16 protein-coding genes are annotated in these 21,195 nt (G+C 60.1%); 7 read left to right on the top strand and 9 right to left on the bottom strand.

The features are described from left to right. Positions 1–49 precede the first annotated feature (49 nt). From K1W69_RS20085 to K1W69_RS20075, 3 genes are all read right to left on the bottom strand, one after another. Positions 50–1,165: a porin gene (locus K1W69_RS20085; protein WP_220230232.1), complete on the bottom strand. Its 1,116-nt coding sequence runs from the start codon at positions 1,163–1,165 to the stop codon at positions 50–52. Positions 1,166–1,332: 167 nt separating this feature from the next. After that, complete coding sequence (locus K1W69_RS20080; RefSeq protein WP_220230231.1) at positions 1,333–1,674, bottom strand: porin; 342 nt, start codon at positions 1,672–1,674, stop codon at positions 1,333–1,335. A 118-nt stretch (positions 1,675–1,792) separates the two neighbouring features. Beyond that, positions 1,793–2,059: a sel1 repeat family protein gene (locus K1W69_RS20075; protein ID WP_220230230.1), complete on the bottom strand. Its 267-nt coding sequence runs from the start codon at positions 2,057–2,059 to the stop codon at positions 1,793–1,795. 388 nt (positions 2,060–2,447) lie between these two features. On the opposite strand from K1W69_RS20075, the gene K1W69_RS20070 reads away from it, so the two are divergent. Next, complete coding sequence (locus K1W69_RS20070) at positions 2,448–2,798, top strand: DUF2147 domain-containing protein (RefSeq protein WP_220230229.1); 351 nt, start codon at positions 2,448–2,450, stop codon at positions 2,796–2,798. 25 nt (positions 2,799–2,823) lie between these two features. On the opposite strand, the gene K1W69_RS20065 is transcribed toward K1W69_RS20070, so the two are convergent. Further along, the gene (locus tag K1W69_RS20065; protein WP_220230228.1) at positions 2,824–3,534 is read right to left on the bottom strand and encodes a glutathione S-transferase N-terminal domain-containing protein; all 711 of its coding nucleotides are present in this window, start codon (positions 3,532–3,534) and stop codon (positions 2,824–2,826) included. A 31-nt stretch (positions 3,535–3,565) separates the two neighbouring features. Continuing rightward, positions 3,566–3,781, bottom strand: a complete 216-nt coding sequence (locus tag K1W69_RS20060; RefSeq protein ID WP_220230227.1) for a hypothetical protein — start codon at positions 3,779–3,781, stop codon at positions 3,566–3,568. Between the two features lie 162 nt (positions 3,782–3,943). Between K1W69_RS20060 and K1W69_RS20055 the strand changes: the two genes are divergently transcribed. Further along, positions 3,944–5,449: an AMP nucleosidase gene (locus K1W69_RS20055; protein WP_220230226.1), complete on the top strand. Its 1,506-nt coding sequence runs from the start codon at positions 3,944–3,946 to the stop codon at positions 5,447–5,449. A 1-nt stretch (position 5,450) separates the two neighbouring features. Here the strand turns inward: K1W69_RS20055 and K1W69_RS20050 are convergent, their stop codons facing one another. Both K1W69_RS20050 and K1W69_RS20045 read right to left on the bottom strand, forming a co-directional pair. Further along, on the bottom strand, positions 5,451–6,743 hold the full coding sequence (locus K1W69_RS20050; RefSeq protein WP_220230225.1) for an MFS transporter: 1,293 nt from the start codon (positions 6,741–6,743) through the stop codon (positions 5,451–5,453). Then, positions 6,743–8,413, bottom strand: a complete 1,671-nt coding sequence (locus K1W69_RS20045) for an electron transfer flavoprotein-ubiquinone oxidoreductase (protein ID WP_220230224.1) — start codon at positions 8,411–8,413, stop codon at positions 6,743–6,745. The genes K1W69_RS20050 and K1W69_RS20045 overlap by 1 nt, the downstream gene beginning before the upstream one ends. A gap of 270 nt (positions 8,414–8,683) precedes the next feature. Here K1W69_RS20045 and K1W69_RS20040 point away from each other — a divergent pair, with 270 nt between their 5' ends. Together K1W69_RS20040 and K1W69_RS20035 are read left to right on the top strand one after the other, a co-directional pair. After that, positions 8,684–9,571: a uracil-DNA glycosylase gene (locus K1W69_RS20040; protein WP_220230223.1), complete on the top strand. Its 888-nt coding sequence runs from the start codon at positions 8,684–8,686 to the stop codon at positions 9,569–9,571. Positions 9,572–9,746: 175 nt separating this feature from the next. Further along, entirely contained in the window at positions 9,747–11,009 is a 1,263-nt protein-coding gene (locus K1W69_RS20035; RefSeq protein WP_220230222.1) for an MFS transporter, read from the top strand. Positions 11,010–11,029: 20 nt separating this feature from the next. Here the strand turns inward: K1W69_RS20035 and K1W69_RS20030 are convergent, their stop codons facing one another. Both K1W69_RS20030 and K1W69_RS20025 read right to left on the bottom strand, forming a co-directional pair. Beyond that, on the bottom strand, positions 11,030–11,989 hold the full coding sequence (locus K1W69_RS20030; RefSeq protein ID WP_258571230.1) for a DMT family transporter: 960 nt from the start codon (positions 11,987–11,989) through the stop codon (positions 11,030–11,032). 153 nt (positions 11,990–12,142) lie between these two features. Then, positions 12,143–14,449, bottom strand: coding sequence for a xanthine dehydrogenase family protein molybdopterin-binding subunit (locus K1W69_RS20025; protein WP_220230221.1), 2,307 nt, complete (start codon positions 14,447–14,449; stop codon positions 12,143–12,145). A gap of 182 nt (positions 14,450–14,631) precedes the next feature. On the opposite strand from K1W69_RS20025, the gene pepN reads away from it, so the two are divergent. The 3 genes from pepN to K1W69_RS20010 all read left to right on the top strand — a co-directional run bounded on the left by pepN (position 14,632) and on the right by K1W69_RS20010 (position 21,151). Beyond that, complete coding sequence (pepN, locus tag K1W69_RS20020) at positions 14,632–17,280, top strand: aminopeptidase N (RefSeq protein ID WP_220230220.1); 2,649 nt, start codon at positions 14,632–14,634, stop codon at positions 17,278–17,280. Positions 17,281–17,493: 213 nt separating this feature from the next. Continuing rightward, on the top strand, positions 17,494–19,815 hold the full coding sequence (locus tag K1W69_RS20015; protein ID WP_220230219.1) for a PAS domain-containing sensor histidine kinase: 2,322 nt from the start codon (positions 17,494–17,496) through the stop codon (positions 19,813–19,815). A 283-nt stretch (positions 19,816–20,098) separates the two neighbouring features. Further along, positions 20,099–21,151 (top strand): DUF930 domain-containing protein, encoded by a 1,053-nt coding sequence (locus K1W69_RS20010; RefSeq protein WP_220230218.1) that lies wholly within the window; start codon positions 20,099–20,101, stop codon positions 21,149–21,151. Positions 21,152–21,195 lie beyond the last annotated feature (44 nt).

Genomic DNA, 21,195 nt, shown 5'->3' with positions numbered 1-21,195 from the left:
AGCGTAATCACGTCAAACGAACCGCTCCTTTTTCAGCCTTCAAACCGGCTTAGAAGCTACGCGTGAAGCGCAGGAAGCCGGTCGTGATCTCGCCAATCTGATCAGCGTCGAAGTACTGAATGTAAGCACGAACTTCAAAGTCCGTGACCGGGGTCCAGACCAGTTCGAGTTCTGCCTGCCAGGCGTCGATGCCAGTGCTGATATTCTGGTAGGCAGCTCCGGCAGGGTAATAGAAATCACCAAAATACTGTCCGCCGATCGACGCCGAGAATTCAGGTGTGAACTGCCAACGGAACGAACCGAGGACCGACCATTCGGGCGTTACTGAACAACTTGCAAAGGAAAGTACTCCAAACAGACATTCACCGGTAGCCGTATCGGTTTTGAAGCTCTTGTTGCCGCCATATGCCGTGGCGCCATCGGGAGCATAGTAGCCGTACAGGATGAAGTTACCCGCAGAACCCACGTCCGTCACGAGACCGGCGCCGTAACCGGCGTTGCCTGTGTCGTCGTCATATCCGCCTTTGACAAATACGTTGACCGGGCCGAATGCGCCGCCGATCTTGCCAACGAAGTTCGGCGTCCAGTCGGAATTGTCATTATTCTCAACAGAACCAGCGATATAGAATTTGCCGGTGTTGAAGGTGTAACCGATCTGCTGGCGCTGCTGGTAGCCGTAGCCCATGCCGTCCCAGGAGTGCGAACCGAAGTTCGTCGGGCCGGTGTTGTAGGCGTTCACCCAGTAGGATTCCGAGTAACCCATGAACAGGCCGCCGAGACGGATCCAGCCCTGGTCAACGCTGACAGGACCATCGTCATTGGATCCAAAAGTGCCCTGAAAACGGATACGGGAAGCCAGTTCGCCCCATTCCGTGTCCGAGCGAGCGTCGAAGTTCATGCGAGCGCGCGTGCTGTTTTCCCAGCTGTCGTCATAGCTGGAATCGTAGCTCACATTGGTTGCGCCAACCTGGAACCAGACATAACCACTGATGCGAAGGCAGGTTTCGGTGCCCGGGATGTAGAAGTAGCCGTTGCCGAACGCGTCGCAGACGCGGACATATTCAACGGGCTCAGGCTCGGCAGCGATGATGGCATCGGCTGCGGATGCGCCAGAGGCTGCAAACAGTGCTGCAGCGGAGCCGAGAAGCAGGCTCTTGATTTTCATTTTCTGACCTCCAGTCAGAAAATGGACGCCTGTTTCGATATTTGAATAAACTATTGTTTTTCAATAATTTATCTAATTTCTGGATTCGAAAGAGTAATCTTCTGGCGCATTTTCACACCTGAAACAGGCCCGCCAGGGAACGAAATTGCGCGCGTTCGGGACTGGAATCAGTCGCCAAACGTGTCCTGAAGCCTCAATTGACTTGCGAAATCTCCGAATTCGGTGTCGCCGCGGCTGTCGAACTGAAGGCGCGCGCGGCTGCCTGTCTCGTCCCCGCCAGACCGGCTGGACGTCCCGAACTGGGTCCATACATAACCGCTGACGCGCAGGCACGTGTTCGTCCCCGGAACAGGCGCGTAGCCTTCGCCATAGGATGCGCAGATCCCGTTATCTTCTTCATATTCGAGCGAATCGAGGGAATCGAAGGTCAATTCCTCCTCCGCGAAGGCGCCGGCGCCGTTCAGAAGACCGTACGCCAGAACGGCCGCAGAAAGAGATTTCGCAAACATACCACGCCTTTCGCCGATACCGCCCGTCCGGCAAGACGGGCCTGGTTCCTTGTGAAAGACAATGCGCGGAGATTCTGGTGATTTCAAGTCCAGCAGCCGGATTGGAGGCGTGCGCAACTTAGTGCATCGTCATCCATTCGCGAGCAGAACGCAGCGCGGAAGCGAGTTCGCCCTTGCTCATGGTCTTGGCCAGATCGGCGCGCAATTCCGCAGCTCTCTCCGAGCCCTTGATGGCTGCGATGTTGAACCATTTGTGGGCTGCGACGTAGTCCAGCGGACAGTCGCGACCGATCGCATACATCATTCCCATTTCACAGAAAATATCGGCTTCCGCCTTGCCGCCTGCCACTGCCAGCTGCTGATCGAGCATTTCGTAACGCGCCATCTTCTTATCCCCGTTGGTCCGTTTGTCTTGCCTGTTAAACTTCCGAGAGAGCCCCGGTTTTCGCCGGTTTGTCCGGCGTTTTGTTGATGAGGCGAGTGTGCACGCAGCCGCTGAATCCGGTGTTAAGCAGCATGATTAACCGGGAGAAAACAAAACTCAAACGATTGGTAAATTTGGGTTTTTGTTAAACATCGCAGCGCCCGGCTTTGCGAGGTTTCGCAATGAATTTAATAAAAATGCAGGAATTCGGATCGAAACCCTTTGCTAACCACAGCGAAAGGCGATGTCGTAAAAACTCTTCGTCCCGCTTCCCGATTTGACCGATTGGCAGCCGCCTGAAATCCCGATATCGTCGTCCGCAAGACCGTTAATGTGGAGGAAAAATGATATGTTCAGACGGCTTCTCGTGTGCCTGCTGCTTCCCGGATTGCTGATCGCGTCTTCGGCCATGGCCGCCGATGCGATACAAGGAAACTGGACGACAGAGTCCGGAGAGACGGCGTCGATCGCGCCTTGCGGCGGCGGGAATTTCTGCATCACGCTGAAAACCGGCTCCTATGCAGGCAAGAAGATCGGTACGCTCGCCAACAGCGGCGGCGTCTACAAGGGCAAGATCACGGATCCTTCGGACGACAAGACCTATAGCGGCAAGGCGTCGATTTCCGGCGCCACGCTCAAGATGAGCGGCTGCGTGCTTGCCGGCCTGATTTGCCGCTCCCAGAACTGGAAAAAGCAGTAGACAGAAACCCTCAAGGCAAGGCGCGTCAGCGCCGAGCCCGCTGTCCGAAGAGTACTTTCTGGACTTCCTTGTCATCGGCTAGGTTCGCCTGGCGGCGCTTGTCCTTGCCGACTTCCGTTCCCCTGATCACGGCCGGACGCGCCCGCATTGTCTCGAACCAGCGCTTGAGATTCGGGAACTCGTCGAGATCCTGCCCCTGGCGCTCATAGGGCATGACCCAGCCGATACACGCCATGTCGGCGATCGAGTAGTCGCCGGCCAGGAACTCATGTTCCTTCAGCCGCGTATCCATGACGCCATAGAGACGGTTCACCTCGTTGGTGTATCTGTCGATAGCGTAAGGCACCTTTTCGGGCGCATATTGTCTGAAATGATGAGCCTGGCCGGCCATCGGGCCGAGACCGCCCATCTGCCAGAAAAGCCATTCATCGACGGCGACCCGCGCGCGCTCGTCCGACGGATAGAAGCGGCCGAACTTGCGACCGAGATATTGCAGGATTGCGCCGGATTCGAACACAGATATCGGTTCGCCGCCCGGACCTTCAGGGTCAATGATCGCCGGCATTCTGTTGTTTGGAGCGATCTTCAGGAACTCCGGCTCGAACTGCTCTCCCTTGCCGATATGCACATATTTCACATCGTAGGGACATTCGAGTTCCTCGAGCATGATGGAAATCTTCCAGCCATTCGGAGTAGGCCAGTAATACAGTTCGATCGGACTGGTTTGCTTGGTCATGGGAAGCTCCGCAAATTCTGATGCCAATCACTTAGTGCACCGGAGTGGCTTCGTGAAGCAAGGGGGCGTTACGATCAGAAAAATGAGATGAACGGCGGATGAACGCAATCGTCAGACCGTGTTCATCCGCCGCGTGGAACTTTTGCAACGCTGCAATGATCCGGGGCTGGCCATGGGAACTCTTCTTTCGCGTCATCTTATCGGGCTTGCGGCGGTCTGCCACCTCATCGTCGCGTTGGCGTTCCATTCCGTGCACCGTCCGCCGCAGGAGCGCCACTGGGTTGCGGCTGCACAGCCGTCCCTCGCCATTCCGGTCGCCCGCTCCGGCCCCTTGAAATGCTGCTTAAAAACTGGTCACTGAGACGGTGTTTGTCGTTTAAATGCCATGCCGACCCGACTATATTGGAGCATGGACAAGAGAATCAAACATCACGAACATATCTCGATCATATCGCCTCCGGAGATCCCGGGCGCCTCGTATTCCAATGCGCGGGAAGCGGTCAACGCGATCGAGGCCATCTATAACAGAAACGTCAATTTCCTACGCAAGAAATTCCTCTCGCTGGGCGCCGGCAAGGATTTCGAACTGTGTCGGCATCGCGCCTATTATCCGCAGGTTTCCCTTTCGACCTCGACATTTTCGCAGATCGATTCCCGACTGGCTTTCGGCCATGTTCCGGCTCCGGGAAATTACACCGCGACCATAACCCGTCCCGATCTGTTCAGAACCTATCTGGAAAACCAGCTCGATCTGTTGATCCGAAACCACAACGTTCAGCTGCAGGTTGGCGAATCGGATACGCCGATCCCGCTGCATTTCGCCATGGGCGACGACACCATTGCGGAAGCCGCCATGGCCAATCCGATCACAACGCCGCTGCGTGATCTCTTCGACACGCCGGACCTGACCATCACCAACGACGCCATCGTCAACGGCACCTATGATATAGACAATGCGGACCAGCTTCCGCTTGCCGCCTTCACCGCCCAGCGGGTCGACTATTCGCTGGCGCGCCTGTCGCATTACACAGCCACGCGCGCCGAGCATTTCCAGAACTTCGTTCTGTTCACCAACTACCAGTTCTATATCGATGAATTCCGCGAGCACGCGCGCGAACTGATGCGCAATGGCGGCGGCGGTTACTCGGCGTTCGTGGAACCCGGCAATGTGGAGACCCTCGCCGGCCAGGATTCGTCGACAGATCCGGAAACCGCCGTGCGCATGCCGCAAATGCCCGCCTACCATCTCAAGAAGGAAGGCCATGGCGGCATAACCATGGTCAATATCGGCATCGGTCCGTCTAACGCGAAAACCATTACAGATCATGTCGCGGTGCTGCGGCCCCATGCCTGGCTGATGCTCGGCCATTGCGCCGGACTGCGCAACACCCAGCGGCTCGGCGACTATGTGCTCGCCCACGCCTATGTCCGCGAAGATCACGTTCTGGACGATGATCTGCCGGTCTGGGTGCCGATACCGGCGCTGGCCGAAATTCAGGTGGCGCTGCAGGAAGCCGTCGCAGACGTCACCGGCTTCGAAGGTTACGACCTGAAACGCATCATGCGCACCGGCACCGTGGCCACCATCGACAACAGAAACTGGGAGCTTGTCGACCAGAGCGGTCCGGTGAAACGCCTCTCGCAGTCGCGCGCCATTGCGCTCGACATGGAATCGGCGACCATCGCCGCAAACGGCTTCCGTTTCAGGGTGCCCTACGGCACGCTCCTGTGCATCTCGGACAAGCCGCTGCACGGCGAACTCAAACTGCCAGGCATGGCGACCGAGTTCTACCGAAAGCAGGTCAACCAGCATCTGAAAATCGGAATTCTGGCGCTGGAGAAACTTGCGGAAATGCCGCCGGAGCGTCTGCATTCCCGCAAGCTCAGAAGCTTCTTCGAACCGGCTTTCCAGTAGTTCAGGCTGGCGCGGCGTTGTCCCGCCAGTTCGGATCCAGCCGGCTGATATTGCGGTGACGCCGCCACAGCAGTGCGATCAATATGAGCGCTATGGCGCAGGCGCCTATGCCGATCATCAGCGGGAAACCCGGGTTGATCGACATTGTCGCGCCGCCAATAAAAGACGTTGACCCGGAGCCGATTGTGTAGAGGGCGATCGCCACGCCCATGACCCACCCCTGTTCCGTCCCGTCCACGCTTTGCGAGAACATCGACAGCAACGTCGGGTAGGTGAACGAAAACGCACCAATCAACGGGATAACGAGCACATAGGCGAGCAGCGGCCAGGCATTGACGAGAAGCGCCGCCATCGCGGCGATCATGACGATCGTGGTGATCACGATCACCTGGACCTGGGTTGCCCGCGCGGCGACAGGGCCCACAAGAAACGCACTGACAAATCCCATGGTCACGCCCATGACGATCATGACGGCGCTGTTCTGCACGGTGTCGAAATGGAAGCGCGTAAACAGGAAGTCGCTCATGAAGATGAAGCAGGCGTTGAAGCCCATCACCACAAAGAAGAACACCGGCGCCAGACGTAGCGTGACCGGATGTTTGAGAATTCGCCAGAGCGTTAAAAACACCTCCGAAAGACCGAAATCGATTGCGCGCCGCCTGGCCAGCGTTTCAGAGAAAAACACCGAAATCAGCACTATATTGACCGTAATCAGAAAAATCGCGGTATAGAGCGGCCATTGTAACGAAGCGTATGCGCCCATCACCGCCTTGTCGCTGAAAACGCCGGTAAAGAGCGGGCCTGTCACCATACCGAGCGCGACTGCGCCGCCGATATATCCCATCAACCGCGCCTTCTGCCTGTCGTCATCGCACTGATCGATCAGCGCAGCTTGCGCAATCGGCTGGTTGCCGGCCGTGAAGCCTCCGACAGCTCGACCGATAATGAGAAGCGTCAGGCTGGCGGTCTCAAGCGCCATAACGGTGCAGGCGTAGGCGGCCAATGCGCCGACAAGACAAATCAGGATGCAGATCTTGCGGCCGATATAGTCCGAGAGTTTGGAGATAAAGGCCGCCCCGAAGAACCAGGCTGTAAAAAACAGGCCCAGAACGATGCCGAAACGCATTTCGCGCGAGGCCGCGGACATCGATTTCGGCAGGAAATCCTGGGCCGGATCGAGCAAGATCGAGCTCAGAAGAGGGAACAGAAGCCCCTGCCCCAGAATGTCGATATAGACAACGAACAGGAGCGCCAGTCTCGCCATCAGGTTACGCGGTCCCCTGAAGAGCCTCATCACATCTCGGTGTAGACAGGCCCCTCGCCCCCCTGCGGCGGAACCCAGTTTATGTTCTGGTTGGGATCCTTGATATCACAGGTCTTGCAGTGAACACAGTTCTGCGCGTTGATGACGAAACGCGGTTCTTCCTCGCCTTCCGTGACCCATTCATAGACCGCCGCCGGGCAGTAACGCGATGACGGCCCCGCATAGACTTCGAATTCGGAGTCTTTCTGCAGTTCGGGGTTCTTGACCTGCAGGTGAACCGGTTCGTCTTCCTCGTGATTTGTGTTCGACAGGAAGACTGAAGAGAGCCGGTCGAAGGTCAGCACGCCGTCGGGCTTGGGATAGTCGATCTTCTTGCAGTCCTTCGCAGGCTTCAGGCAGGCATAGTCCGGCTTGCCGTGCTTGAGAGTGCCAAGGAAGGAAAAGCCGCCGAGAAGCGTGTTGACCCACATGTCCAGACCACCCAGCACGACCCCGCCAATGGTGCCGAGTTTCGACCACAACGGCTTGACATTGCGCACGAGTTTCAGGTCCTTGCCGATGTCGCTGTCGCGCCACTCTTCTTCATAGGCCGTGATTTCATCGGATGCGCGGCCGTCCTTCAGCGCCGCTGCGACATGCTCCGCAGCCATCATGCCCGAGAGCACTGCGTTGTGCGATCCCTTGATCCGCGGCACATTGACGAAGCCCGCCGAACAACCGATCAGCGCCCCGCCCGGGAAAGTCAGTTTCGGAACGGATTGCCATCCCCCTTCGGTGATGGCGCGGCCGCCATAGGAGATCCGCTTCGCGCCTTCAAAGGTGGGCGCGATCGCCGGATGCGTCTTGAAGCGCTGGAACTCGCCAAAGGGCGAGAGATACGGATTCTGATAGTTCAAGTGCATCACAAAGCCGACGGCGACCTTGTTGTCTTCGAGATGATACAGGAACGACCCGCCCCCGGTCTTCATGTCGAGCGGCCAGCCGAAACTGTGCTGGACAAGGCCCGGATGATGCTTGTCCTGCGCGACTTCCCAGAGCTCCTTGATGCCGATGCCGAATTTCTGCGGCTCCCGGCCCTTCGCCAGATCGAACCGGCTGATCAACTGCTTGGCGAGCGACCCGCGCACGCCTTCGCCGATCAGAACGTATTTGCCATGCAGCTCCATGCCGCGCGCATAGTTCGGTCCGGGCTTGCCCTCGCGATCCAGCCCCATGTCGCCGGTTGCGACGCCCATCACCGCGCCGTCGTCATTATAGAGCACCTCAGTCGCCGCGAATCCGGGATAGACCTCGACGCCCGCCTCCTCGGCCTTGGCTCCCAGCCAGCGGCATACATTGCCGAGCGAGACGATGTAGTTTCCGTGATTGTTCATCAGCGGCGGCATCATGAAATTCGGCAGGGTGATCGAGCCGGCGGGACCCAGAAACAGAAACTTGTCTTGTTTAACGGGGGTTTTGAAAGGGTGTTCGGGATCGTCGCGCCAGTCCGGCAGAAGCCGGTCCACGCCGACGGGATCGACCACGGCGCCCGACAGGATATGCGCGCCGACCTCGGCGCCCTTTTCCAGGACGACCACCGACATTTCGGGATCCAGTTGCTTGAGACGGATTGCCGCGGACAGGCCCGCGGGACCGGCGCCGACGATGACAACGTCGAACTCCATGCTCTCGCGTTCGGGCAGTTCCATCTCTTCGCTCATATCAGATCCCTCCAAACCACTTTAATCTCGGCCGTCGCCTTACAGGGAATAACCTGCGCGCAAAGCCAGTGCAATTGTTTAGAACCATTCCGTTCTTCAGACATCGATTTACCTTGACGTAAAGGTAAGTCAACATCGACCGCCTGAAAACAGCGCGTTTCCATTGTTCTTCGACAGGCCTCCACCGGAACCCGCGCGCATTCTGTCCACAGTTGGTTCCAATGACACAGTTTGCTTTTCACCGTCCGGTCGCTGCGATAGGATCGCGACATGACGACAAGCAACGAAAAAGCGGCGCAGGCGGGACCAGAGGCCAATCTGGCGACTTTGCTGCGTTTCTACGCCGAATCCGGCGTGGATGCGCTTGTCGGAGGTGAGCCAGTCGACCGTTTTGCAGAATCGGAGAAACCGGAACCGGCTCCGGCGCCCGCCCGCGCGCTGCCGAAAAAGTCCCCGCCTCCCGCTCGCAGCGACCAGCGCGGATCGCAATCGCCGCCGCCGGCGGCGCCCGCGGCCGCAGCCATTCCGGATCAGGCCGCGGTGAACAATGCGCGGGAAACCGCCGCGAAAGCAGCCTCCATCGATGCGCTTCGCGAGGCGCTTCTGGACTTCAACGGCTGCAATCTGCGCTCCGGCGCCCGCAACACCGTTTTTGCGGACGGCAATCCCGCAGCAGACATCATGTTTGTGGGCGAGGCTCCGGGACGCGACGAGGACAGGCAGGGGCTGCCCTTCGTCGGACGCGCCGGACAATTGCTCGACCGTATGCTCGCTGCGATCGACCTGGACCGCGAAAGCGTCTACATCACCAACATGATCCCCTGGCGTCCGCCCGGAAACAGAACGCCTACGCCCTTCGAGATCGAATTGTGCCGGCCGTTCATCGAGCGACATATCGCGCTTGCGAACCCGAAAATCATTGTTTTTCTCGGCAATGTCTCGACCAAGTCGATGCTCAACACCACGCGCGGCATTCTTTCGATCCGCGGCTCCTGGTCGCGCTACAAACCGGGCGACACGCTGGACATACCGGCGCTGCCCACGCTGCACCCCGCCTATCTCCTGCGTAATCCCGCGCACAAGCGCCTGTCCTGGATGGATTTCCTGGCGCTTAAAAAACGCGCTGACGAAATCGCATCACAGCCGGACGAAAGCTGACTCCTGCGGGTCGGAATTTTGCGCGCCTGTCGCAAATTGGGGCGCATGTCGTTTCCAGATGTGAAAGCGTCAGAGGCATCCGCCCGATTCGTCGACAGGGATCCATAATCGACCCGCTGCGAAACCGGAACCTCCACCCGATTTGAACTCAGTTGTTGGCAAGGACTGATCTGATATGGCCCGCAATCTGTTGCCCGTAGCAAGCCTGCTATTGTCCGTATTCTTCATGATGATCGGCGGCGGTCTGGCCGGCTATCTCCTGCCGCTTCGCGCGGTGGGCGAAGGCTGGTCCACATTCCACATCTCGATGATCGCGACGAGCTACTCGCTCTTCTTCACGCTGGGATGCATCGTGGTCCCGCGCATGGTGCTGCGGGTCGGGCATGTGCGCGTCTTCGCGGTGCTGGCGGCGCTCATGTCGATATCGCTGCTCATGCACGCGCTTGTCGTCGAAATTCCCGCCTGGATTCTCATTCGCGGCATCGCAGGGTTTTCGATCGCCGGCGGCTACATGGTGATCGAAAGCTGGCTCAACGAACGGGTGACCAACGACACGCGCGGCGCCGTTTTTTCGGTCTATATGGTCGTGTCCATGATCGGATTGATGGCTGGCCAATACATGGTTCCGCTCGGCAATCCCATGTTGCCGACCCTTTTCATGGTCTGCGCCGTGATCTATGCCATGGCGCTGATCCCGACCGGCCTGTCCAACGCGCAGTCCCCACAGCCGCTGACCCAGGTGTCAATCGATCTGAAGCAGCTCTACCTGACGTCGCCCGCCGCGGTGATCGGCTGTCTGCTTGCAGGCGTCATCGGCGGCAGCTGGCTCAACCTGGCGCCCGTCTATGCGCAACTGAGCGGCCTTTCCACTGCTTCGGGCGCAACCATGCTGGCGCTCGCCATGTTCGGCGGGGCGCTGCTCCAGATTCCGCTCGGCAGGATGTCGGACCGTATGGATCGTCGCTTCGTCATGGCCTTCGCCGGGGGCGTCGGCGCTTTCATGTGCGTTCTCGCGATGCTGTTCGGAACCAGCAACCTTTACGTCTTCTTCGCGATCATGTTCCTGCTCGGAACCGTGCTGTTTCCAATCTACGCCCTGAGCGTCGCCCACGCCAACGATCATGCCGAAGCACATGAATTCGTCATCGTCTCGAGCGGCCTGCTCATCGTTTACGGCGTAGGGACGGTGGTCGGCCCGATGATCTCCGGCGCCCTGATGGATCAGGTGGGCCCCTTCGCGATGTTCATCGTCATAGGCTTGGGCTTCCTGGCCTATGCTCTGCATTCGCTTTATCGCAGCTATCGCAGGGAGCGCGCGACCGAAGAGGAAAGGGTCGAGTTCCAGCCCATACCGGTCACGCGCAACCAGACGCCGCAAACCTACGAACTCGACCCGCGCGTCGACTTCGAGGCGGAGGAGAACGCGGACACGGCGTGAGTGCGCCGCCGAAATCTGTCTCAGCCGTTCGGCGTGTGGAACTTGCGTTCGTTCCTGCGCTCGATGCCGAGCCGGTGTTCGCGAAGGATGATGAATATGCCGGCGGCGACGACGATGCTGGTGCCGACAAGCATCGAAATCTCCGGAATATCCCCGAACAGGAAATAGCCGACGATGATTGCGCCGATGATTGAGGTGTATTCGAACGGCGCGATGGTCGACACTTCCGCGAACCGGTAACTCTGCGTCAGCAATATCTGGCCGATGCCGCCGAAAACGCCGGAGGCAATCAGCAGCCACAGGGTGGTCATGTCCAGCGCCACCCAGCCGAAGGGAAGCGTGGCCAGCGACAACAGCGACGCCGACAGGGAGAAATAAAGCACGATCGTCGGCGTTCTTTCGGTCTGGATCAACCTGCGCACGAGAATTGAAACGAAACCGGCGAGAACCGCCGAAACAAGCGTGACAATAACGCCGAGCGCCTGTCCGTCCTCCCAATCGCCGTCGAACAGGGTCAGTTTCGACCAGGAAATGACCACGACCCCGACCAGGCCGACTGCAACCGCCGACCAGCGATAGACCCTGATGGTCTCGCCCAGAAAGATCGCGGCCAGCACCACCATGATCAGGGGCCTGGCGTAGCCGAGCGCCACGGCGTCAGGCAACGGCAGAAGCACGATGCCGATGAAACTCAGAGCCATGGCGCTGACGCCGATGAGGCCTCGCCAGAAATGTGAAAACAGGTGTTTTGTGTAGAACGCCGTATGGAGCTGTCCGCGCAAGGCAAGATAGACGAGGATCGGGATCATGGCGACCGAAGACCGGAAGAAGACGACCTGCCCGGCCGGCGCCCGGTCACCAACTTCCTTGATGCAGGTCACCATCCCGAGAAAGACCAGAATCGAGGCGATTTTCAGCGCAATTCCCAGAAGAGGATTGGTGTGTGTGGCGTCGTCGAAGACGACCGGCTTCTTGTCCAACAGTGCGAGTCCCGCGAACTCCGGCCCGGCTTCGGCCGGGCGCGGCGAATTGCATTATGCGCCAAAACGAATGTTCCGGGAGGCCAGGCGCGGCTTTCGCGCAGGGAGCTGGCGGATACGCTACCCGAAATCAGCAGGATCGCGACGTGCGCTTTATCCGCCGGCCTGCTGGATCGCCGTCCAGACCCGCAAGGGCGTCGTCGGCATCTCGATATGCCTTATATTGTAGGCGCGGTCCAGCGCGTCGACAACGGCGTTGAGAACAGCCGGACAGGAGCCGATGGTGGCGGCTTCGCCGGCGCCCTTGATGCCCATCGCATTGGTGGTCGACGGGACGTTGCGGGTGGAAAAATCGAAGGACGGCATGTTGTCCGCACGCGGCATCGCGTAATCCATGAAGGACGCCGTCAGAAGCTGTCCGTCCTCGGAATAGATCGCGTGCTCGAAGAGGCACTGGCCAATGCCCTGCACCGCGCCGCCATGGATCTGGCCGAGCAGCAGGACAGGATTCACGATCACGCCGAAATCATCGACAATCGTGTAGTTCACGATTTCGGTGACGCCCGTTTCCGGATCGATTTCCAGTTCGCAGACATGGGTGCCGTTCGGATAGGTGGCCTCGTCCTGCTTGACGTCGCTCATCGCCTTCAGGTCTTCGGGATCCCTGGCCTTGTCCGCGATGTCTTCATAGGACATGCGCCGGTCGGTGCCGACGATGCGGGCCTCGCCGTCGACGAGTTCGATGTCGTCGGGCGCGGCTTCCAGTTCCTCGGCCGCGATCTTGCGCATCTTTTCCGACAGGACTTCGCTTGCGCGGTTCACCGATACGCCGCCCAGCGGAATGGAGCGCGATCCGCCCGTGCCGCCGCCGGCGGCGAGATCCTTCGTGTCGCCCTGCTTGACCTTGATCTTGTCGAAATCGATGCCGATCTTTTCGGCGATGAACTGGCTGTAGGCGGTGATGTGCCCCTGCCCGTTCGCCTGCGTGCCGATATGCAGGGTGATCGTACCGTCCTTGCCGAGCTCCATGAAGGCCGGTTCCGAGCCCGCGAAGGCGCAAGCCTCCACATAGGTGGAAAAGCCAAACCCGCGGATACGGCCGCGGCTCTTCGCCTCCTCGGCGCGCGCCTCGAAGCCCGCCCGGTCGGCGCGCTCCATCGCGGCGTCCATATGGCCCGCGAATTCGCCGACGTCATAGAGACGGCCGGCGGCTGTGCGATAGGGAAACTGTTCCGGCTTGATGAAGTTGCGCCGCCTGATTTCCGTCGGATCCATTCCGATTTCGCGCGCGCAGGCGTCTACGAGCCGCTCGAGCAGGAGCGCGGCCTCCGGCCGTCCCGCTCCGCGGTAGGCGTCCACCGATACGGTGTTCGTGTAGACCGCCTCGATTGTCATGTCGTGGGTCTGGATATCGTAGACGCCGGTCGCCATGATCGCGCCCAGCGTCGGCACGAACGGGCCGAATCCGCTGAGATAGGCGCCGAGATTGGCCTTGACGTCGATCTTCAGCGCCTTGAAGCGACCTTCGGAATCAAGGGCCATCGAGGCCTTGACCAGATTGTCGCGGCCATGAAAATCGACCGCGAAGTGTTCCGAGCGATCCGACACCCATTTTACCGGCTTGCCGAGTTTTTTGGACGCTTCCAGAACAAGCGGATATTCCCGGAACACATGAACGCGCGTGCCGAAACCGCCGCCCACGTCACCGGTGACCACCCGCAAGTGGTCCTTTTCCATGGGAAACGTGAAGGAGGAAAGCGAGTTCTGAATATGATGGACGCCCTGGGTGCCGGTCCACAACGTGGCGTTTTCCTTCGCTTCGTCCCATTCGGCGACGGCCGCGCGCGGCTCCATATAGTTCGCCACGAGGCGCGTGTTTTCGAATTCGATTTCAGTGACGTGATCGGCCTCTGCAAAAGCCTTCTCCGTCGCTTCCGCATCGCCCTGGTGATAGAGATAGACGCGGTTCGTTCCAAGCTCCGGCCACACCAGCGCAGCGTCTTCCTTTAGCGCTTCGCCAGTCGTTGCAACAGCTTCCTCATCCTGCCAGTCGATTTCTATCAGTTCGGCGGCGTCCTGCGCCTGCTGATGGCTGTCAGCGACCACGAACGCAACGGCGTCGCCGACGAAGCGCACCCGGTCCTCGCAAAGCACCGGACATTCCCGCACTTCATGCGCGGTGCCGTCGGCCTGGGTGACGCCGGCGTGACATTTGAGCGGGCCGAGATGGCCGAGATCGGCTGCGGTCAGGATCAGACGCACGCCCTCGGACGCAGCGGCTTCCTCCATGGATTCTATTGTAAAGGTCGCGCTCGCATATGGAGAGCGCACCACATAGCCGAACAACTGGCCGTCGGGATTGACGTCGTCGCTGTAGTTTCCAATTCCCCGAACCAGGGAATCGTCTTCCTTCCGAAGCGCAGAAGCGCCTACGCCGAATTTCGGTGTGACAGCATTCATGGAGAAACCTGTATCTGATTGTGGCGAGCCGACTGGTCGCAGATTGCATGGACAGAGTATAGGACGCAATCGCCGCCTTGTCATCTTTGCAGATAATCAATAACCAGACTGCGAAACAGTCGAGGCGCCGGACGCATCTCCAGAGCGCCTCTTGATGACAGGCGTACAAGGACGGAACGACCATGACCATAGCAATTCCTCAAAACGAAATCCGCCTTGAAGATTATCGGCCGACCGACTTCGTCCTGTTGACCGTGGACCTGGCTTTCGATCTGGACCCGCAAAGGACAATTGTCACGAGCACGATCGCGATGGCGCGTCGTGAGGGCGTCGACCGCGAGGCGCCGCTGACGCTCGACGGCGACGAACTCGAGTTCGTTTCGCTGAAGATCAACGGCGTTGACGCCGAACCGCACGCTGTCACGCCGGACCGGCTGGAAATACGCGGCCTGCCGGCAACAGGTGAATTCACCCTCGAAATCGTCACGGCCATCGCGCCGGCCTCGAACACCAAGCTCATGGGCCTCTATAGCACCAATGGCGTCTACTGCACCCAGTGCGAAGCGGAAGGCTTCCGCCGAATCACCTATTTCCTGGACCGGCCGGACGCGCTTGCCGTCTACACGACGACGATCCGCGCCGACGCCAAGGCTGCGCCGCTGCTTCTGTCCAACGGCAATCCGGTCGACAGCGGCGTGCTTGGCGATGGCCGCCATTTCGTCGCCTGGAATGATCCGCATCCGAAGCCAAGCTACCTCTTCGCCCTGGTCGCCGGCGATCTCGGCGTTGTCGAAGACGATTTCACCACCGCATCGGGCCGCAAGGTCAAGCTCGCCATCTATGTCGAACACGGCAAGGAAGAGCGCGCCGCCTACGCCATGGACGCGCTGAAGCGCTCCATGCGGTGGGACGAGGAGCGCTTCGGCCGCGAATACGACCTCGACATCTTCATGATTGTCGCCGTGTCGGATTTCAACATGGGCGCGATGGAGAACAAGGGGCTGAACGTCTTCAACGACAAATACGTCCTTGCCGATCCTGACACGGCGACCGACGCCGACTACGCCAATATCGAGGCGATCATCGCCCACGAATATTTCCACAACTGGACCGGCAACCGCATCACCTGCCGCGACTGGTTCCAGCTCTGCCTGAAGGAAGGGCTGACAGTCTACCGGGATCACGAATTCTCCGCCGACATGCGCTCGCGCGCCGTCAAGCGCATCGCCGAAGTCCGGCTGCTGAAGGCGCACCAGTTTCCCGAGGACAACGGCCCCCTCGCCCATCCTGTGCGACCGCGCAAATACAGCGAGATCAACAATTTCTACACGGCGACCGTCTACGAGAAGGGATCGGAAGTCGTTCGCATGATCGAAACCCTGCTCGGCCGGGACGACTTCAAGAAGGGGATGGATCTCTATTTCGAGCGCCATGACGGCGACGCCGCGACCATCGAGGATTTCGTCGCCTGCTTCGCCGAGGTCTCCGGCAAGAACCTCGACCAGTTTTTCCTCTGGTATGAACAGGCCGGAACGCCCGAAATCACAGTCGCCTCGCAATACGAGCCGTCGACGCAGACCCTGCGGCTGGAACTGGAACAATCGATACCGCCGACGCCAGGCCAGTCATCGAAGCAGCCGATGCACATTCCGTTGCGCGTCGGCCTTTTCGAAAGCAACGGCGAGCCGGCCAGCCCCAGGGCGATCGAGGGCATCGAGGCCGACGGCGATGTTCTGAATTTGCGCGAGCGCACTCACACGGTGCGCATCACGGGCGTCAAAAGCCGGCCGGCGATTTCCGTCAACCGCAGCTTTTCGGCGCCGGTCAATGTCAGGCAGCAGCAATCCGACCGCGAGCTCGCCCAACTCGCCCGCATCGAAACCGACCTGTTTTCGCGCTGGCAGGCGCTCAATGACCTGGCGATGCGCCATCTCGTCAGCGCGACGCAAAAGGCGGAATCCGGCGAGGCCGCGTCGGCGAACCGCGAACTGACGGATTGCCTCTGCGCCGTGCTCGCCGACCGCACTCTGGAGCCGGCTTTCCGGGCTCACGCGATCACGCTGCCCGGCGAAACCGATATCGCCCGCGAAATCGGCAATGACATCAACCCGGACGCCATCCACGAAGCGCGCGAGGCGCTCGTCGCGCAGATCGCGTCACATGGTCGGGACCTCTTCGAAGAGATCGCCGCCGAAACCCGGCCCGCCGGAGACTATTCGCCCGATGCGGCAAGCGCCGGAGACCGCGCGCTTTATCTCGCCTGCATGTCACATCTGGCTGTCGCGTCCGGCGATCCGTCAGGCCCCCTTTCGCTGTATCGATCGGCCGACAACATGACGCTGCTGAGCGGAGCGCTGGCGATGCTGGCGCATCGCTTTCCGCGGTCGCCGGAGGCGGAGGAAGCGCTCGCCGATTTTGAGGCGCGCTACCGCGACAATCCCCTCGTCATCGACAAGTGGCTGACCGTTCAGGCGACAATTCCCGGAGCCGACGCCCTGTCGCGCGTGAAGACGCTTATGGACAAGCCGCATTTCCAGCTGTCCAATCCGAACCGCGTGCGGTCGCTGATCGGCACCTATGCAAGCGGCAATCCGACCGGCTTCAATCGCGCCGACGGCGCGGGATACGATTTCCTCGCCGGGATCGTCATCGATCTCGATCCGCTCAATCCCCAGGTGGCGGCGCGGCTGTTGACGGCGATGCGTTCCTGGCGGTCGCTGGAAGCGGCCCGGCGTGAAAAGGCGCTTGACACGCTGCGAAAGATCGCTCGCGTCGAAAAACTTTCGACCGACGTGCGCGACATCGTCGACCGGATGATCGGCGACGACTAGAGGCGTTTTCTCAAGCCGGCGGAACCTCCCGATTGTGGATTTCCACCCAAATGGAACTGCCTAGAGTCCTGAGACTCCACGCGGAATCCGAATTTCGCGTGCAAAAATATATGGTTAAAAAAGATTTAACTTTAGGGCTGGACAAGGCGAATCACCTTTGATTCATTAGGGTAGATTCGGAAAAGCGGTATCCGGATCACTTGAAGCCAAAAGGTGGATTTGATGGCGGAAGCGCGAAGCGGTAGCGCTGCTGACGGGGAGAATCTGTTCCAGTTTGCGGGAGCGCAAGGTTGGAACCCGGATCTCGCCGGGCCGGCCAAACTCTTCGCCAAGCCGGCCTATGGTCGCCTGATCAAGGCCGAACCCTATCTCAGAAAATCCATTCCCGTTCTCATCGTGGCCTTTCTGCTGATCGTCGCGGCGGCGCGCTTTCTCGATCTGCTGCAGGACCGCAGCGAGATCGAGGACACGGCGCGACAGGCGACGGCACTGACAGCGCTCGCCGGATCGGCGGCGCTTGCGACATCGCCCGACCAGGATTCTCTCAAATATCGCTGGCGCGCCGAAAGCCATCTCGCCGACAGCCTGCCGCCGGACCTGTTGCACGACGGGCGGTTCCTGGTGGTCGCCAGCCAACGCGGCGACGTCTACGCGGCGACCGCAAATGGCGGTGAATTCGTCGGACGGCGCATCGACATGCTTCTGCGCGATGCGCCGCAGTTGCGGATCTTCGGAACCCGCGCCGGCGTGCACATGCTGTCCGTCGACGGCGACGAGTATTATGCGGCCGTTTCCACCAACGAGCTTGGACTGATCGCAGCCTTTACGCCGGTGGCGATGGTGCTCAAGCCATGGAAGCAGCAGGTGTCGCTGAACGTGACACTGTTTGCAGCGACCTCCAGCATCCTGCTTGTCATCCTTTACGCCTATTTCACGCAGGCGTCCCGCGCCCGCGACGCCGACGAGATCTATCTCGAAGCGCATCACCGGGTGGACACGGCGCTGTCGCGCGGCCGGTGCGGCCTGTGGGACTGGGACCTCGACATGGGCCGGATCTACTGGTCGGCCTCGATGTACGAAATTCTCGGGCTGCCGCCACGCGACTGCGTGCTGGACTTCGAGGACGTCCAGGCGATGATGCATCCCGAGGACGAGAGCCTTTACGATATTGTCGCGGCGATCGAGACCGGCGAAAGCAACCAGATCGACCAGATGTTCCGCATGCGCCATGCAGAAGGCCGCTACATACTGATGCGCGCCCGGGCGCAGGTGACGCAAAGCGCCTCCTCGCTGCACGTGATCGGCATCGCCATGGACGTTACCGAACAGCATCGGCTGGTGCAGCGCACGGCTGAAGCCGATCAACGTCTGTTCGACGCCGTCGAAAGCACGTCGGAAGCCTTCGTTCTGTGGGATCGCGACAAGCGGCTCGTCATGTGCAACACCAAGTACCAGAGCATTTTCGACTTGCCGGACGAGGTCGTCGTTCCGGGAACGGATCAGGACGTGGTGCTCGCCTCGGCCCGGCGTCCGGTAGTGGAGCAGCGCGTCGCCGCCTCTGAGCACGGCGAAAGCGCCAGAAGCATGGTCGTGCAGCTTGCCGACGGCCGCTGGCTTCAGATCAACCAGCGCAACACCCGCGACGGCGGGTCGGTCTCCGTCGGCACGGACATCACCCAACTGAAGCGGCATCAGGACCGCCTGAAGGAATCCGAACGCCGGCTGATGGCGACGATCGGCGATCTGTCGTCCTCTCAGTCGCGGCTGAAAGAAAAGGCAGGAGAACTCTCCGAGCTCAATGCCAAGTTTCTGGCGGAAAAGGACCGCGCCGAAGCCGCCAACAAGGCGAAATCGGAGTTCCTGGCCAACATGTCGCATGAGCTGCGCACCCCGCTCAACGCCATCATCGGATTTTCAGAGATCCTGCAGAACCGGATGTTCGGTCCGCTCGGCTCGGAAAAATACGGAGAATACGCCGACGACATCCACAGCAGCGGCAAACATCTGCTCGGCGTCATCAACGACATTCTCGACATGTCCAAGATCGAGGCCGGACGGCTTCGTCTGGACCAGGAGACCATTGACATCGCGCCGCTGATCGACGAGACGCTGCGGCTGATCGCGATCCAGGCTGAAAACAAGTCGATCACCATCAAGTCGAATATAGCGGAAGGACTTGCGCTGTTCGCCGATCGACGCGCCATCAAGCAAATCCTGCTCAATCTCCTGTCCAACGCGCTCAAATTTTCCGACGAAGGCGGCCGCATCACCGTGCGCGCGCGCCGTCACAAGGACGCCGTCACGCTGACCATCGAGGACAAGGGCATCGGCATTCCGGCCGCCGCCCTGCGCAAGATCGGCCAGCCCTTCGAACAGGTGCAGAACCAGTTTTCCAAGAGCAAGGGCGGATCGGGTCTTGGCCTCGCCATCTCGCGGGCGCTGACCGAACTGCATGACGGCGCCATGAAGATCCGCTCGAAACCCGGCGTCGGCACCATAGTCTCACTGCGCCTGCCGACCGGAAAAGACGCCTGATTTTCTTGCTTTCGACTTTGCCCTGCGGCTCTACTTAGCCCCCTGATCCAGCGGATCGGGGGCGCCTTTTTCACCCGTCAGGCTCAGTTGGGCGCCGACGGAACGCAGCGCCGCTTTTCCTCCCTGCTTTGCCGGCTTATCGCCATTTTCTGATTACAAGGGTCGCCACACGCAGAATTGCTCGGCTGCGCTCTCGAACTGTCGGCAGGGATAACCTAACTATCGATTTGCCAACAACGTCCAAATCATGCTCATTTCCCTGTAACGCAAGGGCTATTGGAACTTGGAAGTAACGAATGAAATTCCGGACGCTCCGGTCACCGGGGCGGCGCGATCAAGGTGGTTCTACGGCGCGGTCGCAATCTCGCTGCTGGTCCACGTTGTTCTTGCGATCGTTGTGCTTCAACTGATCCACCGCGAGCATGATCCGGAGATCGAGGCCGTGATGGTCGACCTCGTTCCGCCTCCGCAAGCGGAAGCGGAAGAGCCGGAACTTGAGTTGCCCGAGGATTTCACGGCCGAAGCCCCGCCGCCGGAGCCGGCGCCTCCCGCTGTGGAAGAAGTCGATGAAGAACAGGAAATGGCCCAGTCGGCGCAATCCATGCCGGTGTTGAAGCCGGTCACCGAGTTCGGCGAAACCGACAGCGGACCTCTGATCAATCGCGATGGCGTCGCAAAGCAGCAACAAGGCGAACCGGAGGCCGACACTGGCGCCTCGGAGATGGATGGTCCCGCCGAGACGCAGACCGCGGCCAGCGAGACCAGCGACGAGGCCGTCGACTCGCCGAAAGAACAGGCTATGGACCTGCCGGAGCTCTCCGAACCCGTGGCAGAGCCTGAACTTGCCGCGGACTCCGGCGACGCCGTTGAAAGGATTATCGCTGAAGAGCAAAGACTTGCTCTTGTTGCGCCCGAGGCGGAGACGGCCCCGCAAACGGCGACGGCCAGCGGCGACGCCGCCGGAACGCCGGACGACCTGCCGCACGCCGAGGAGCTTTACTCAGACACCATGCTCGAAAGCCCGCGCGTCCAGACTGCGATGAACGGCATGTCGCGCTCGGAGCGGGCGAACCTGCTCTGCGTGACGGAAATGCGCGGGCAGTTGATGGCGAGCAGTCCGCCCTATCCGCCGGAGATGCTTCCCTCATTCAACCTTCCCCAGGGCACGGTGCTTGCGCCGGATCAGGCCGCGTTTCGAAGCCAGGGGCAATGGTATGACTTCGCTTTTCGATGCGAAGTGAATGAGGAGGTCACGAAAGTGGTGAACTTCAGCTACCGCGTTGGCGCGCCGATACCGCGCGATCAGTGGTCGGCGCGCGGCTTTCCGAGTTTTTGACAATACGCCGCTGGACCCGAAGAACGGACGCCCTGGCGTCACCA

The organism is Flavimaribacter sediminis, assembly GCF_019492055.1.
GTDB classification, from domain to species: domain Bacteria; phylum Pseudomonadota; class Alphaproteobacteria; order Rhizobiales; family Rhizobiaceae; genus Flavimaribacter; species Flavimaribacter sediminis.
The sequence above is the reverse complement of the archived record's forward strand: the minus strand, read 5'-3'. Positions and strand labels throughout refer to the sequence as shown.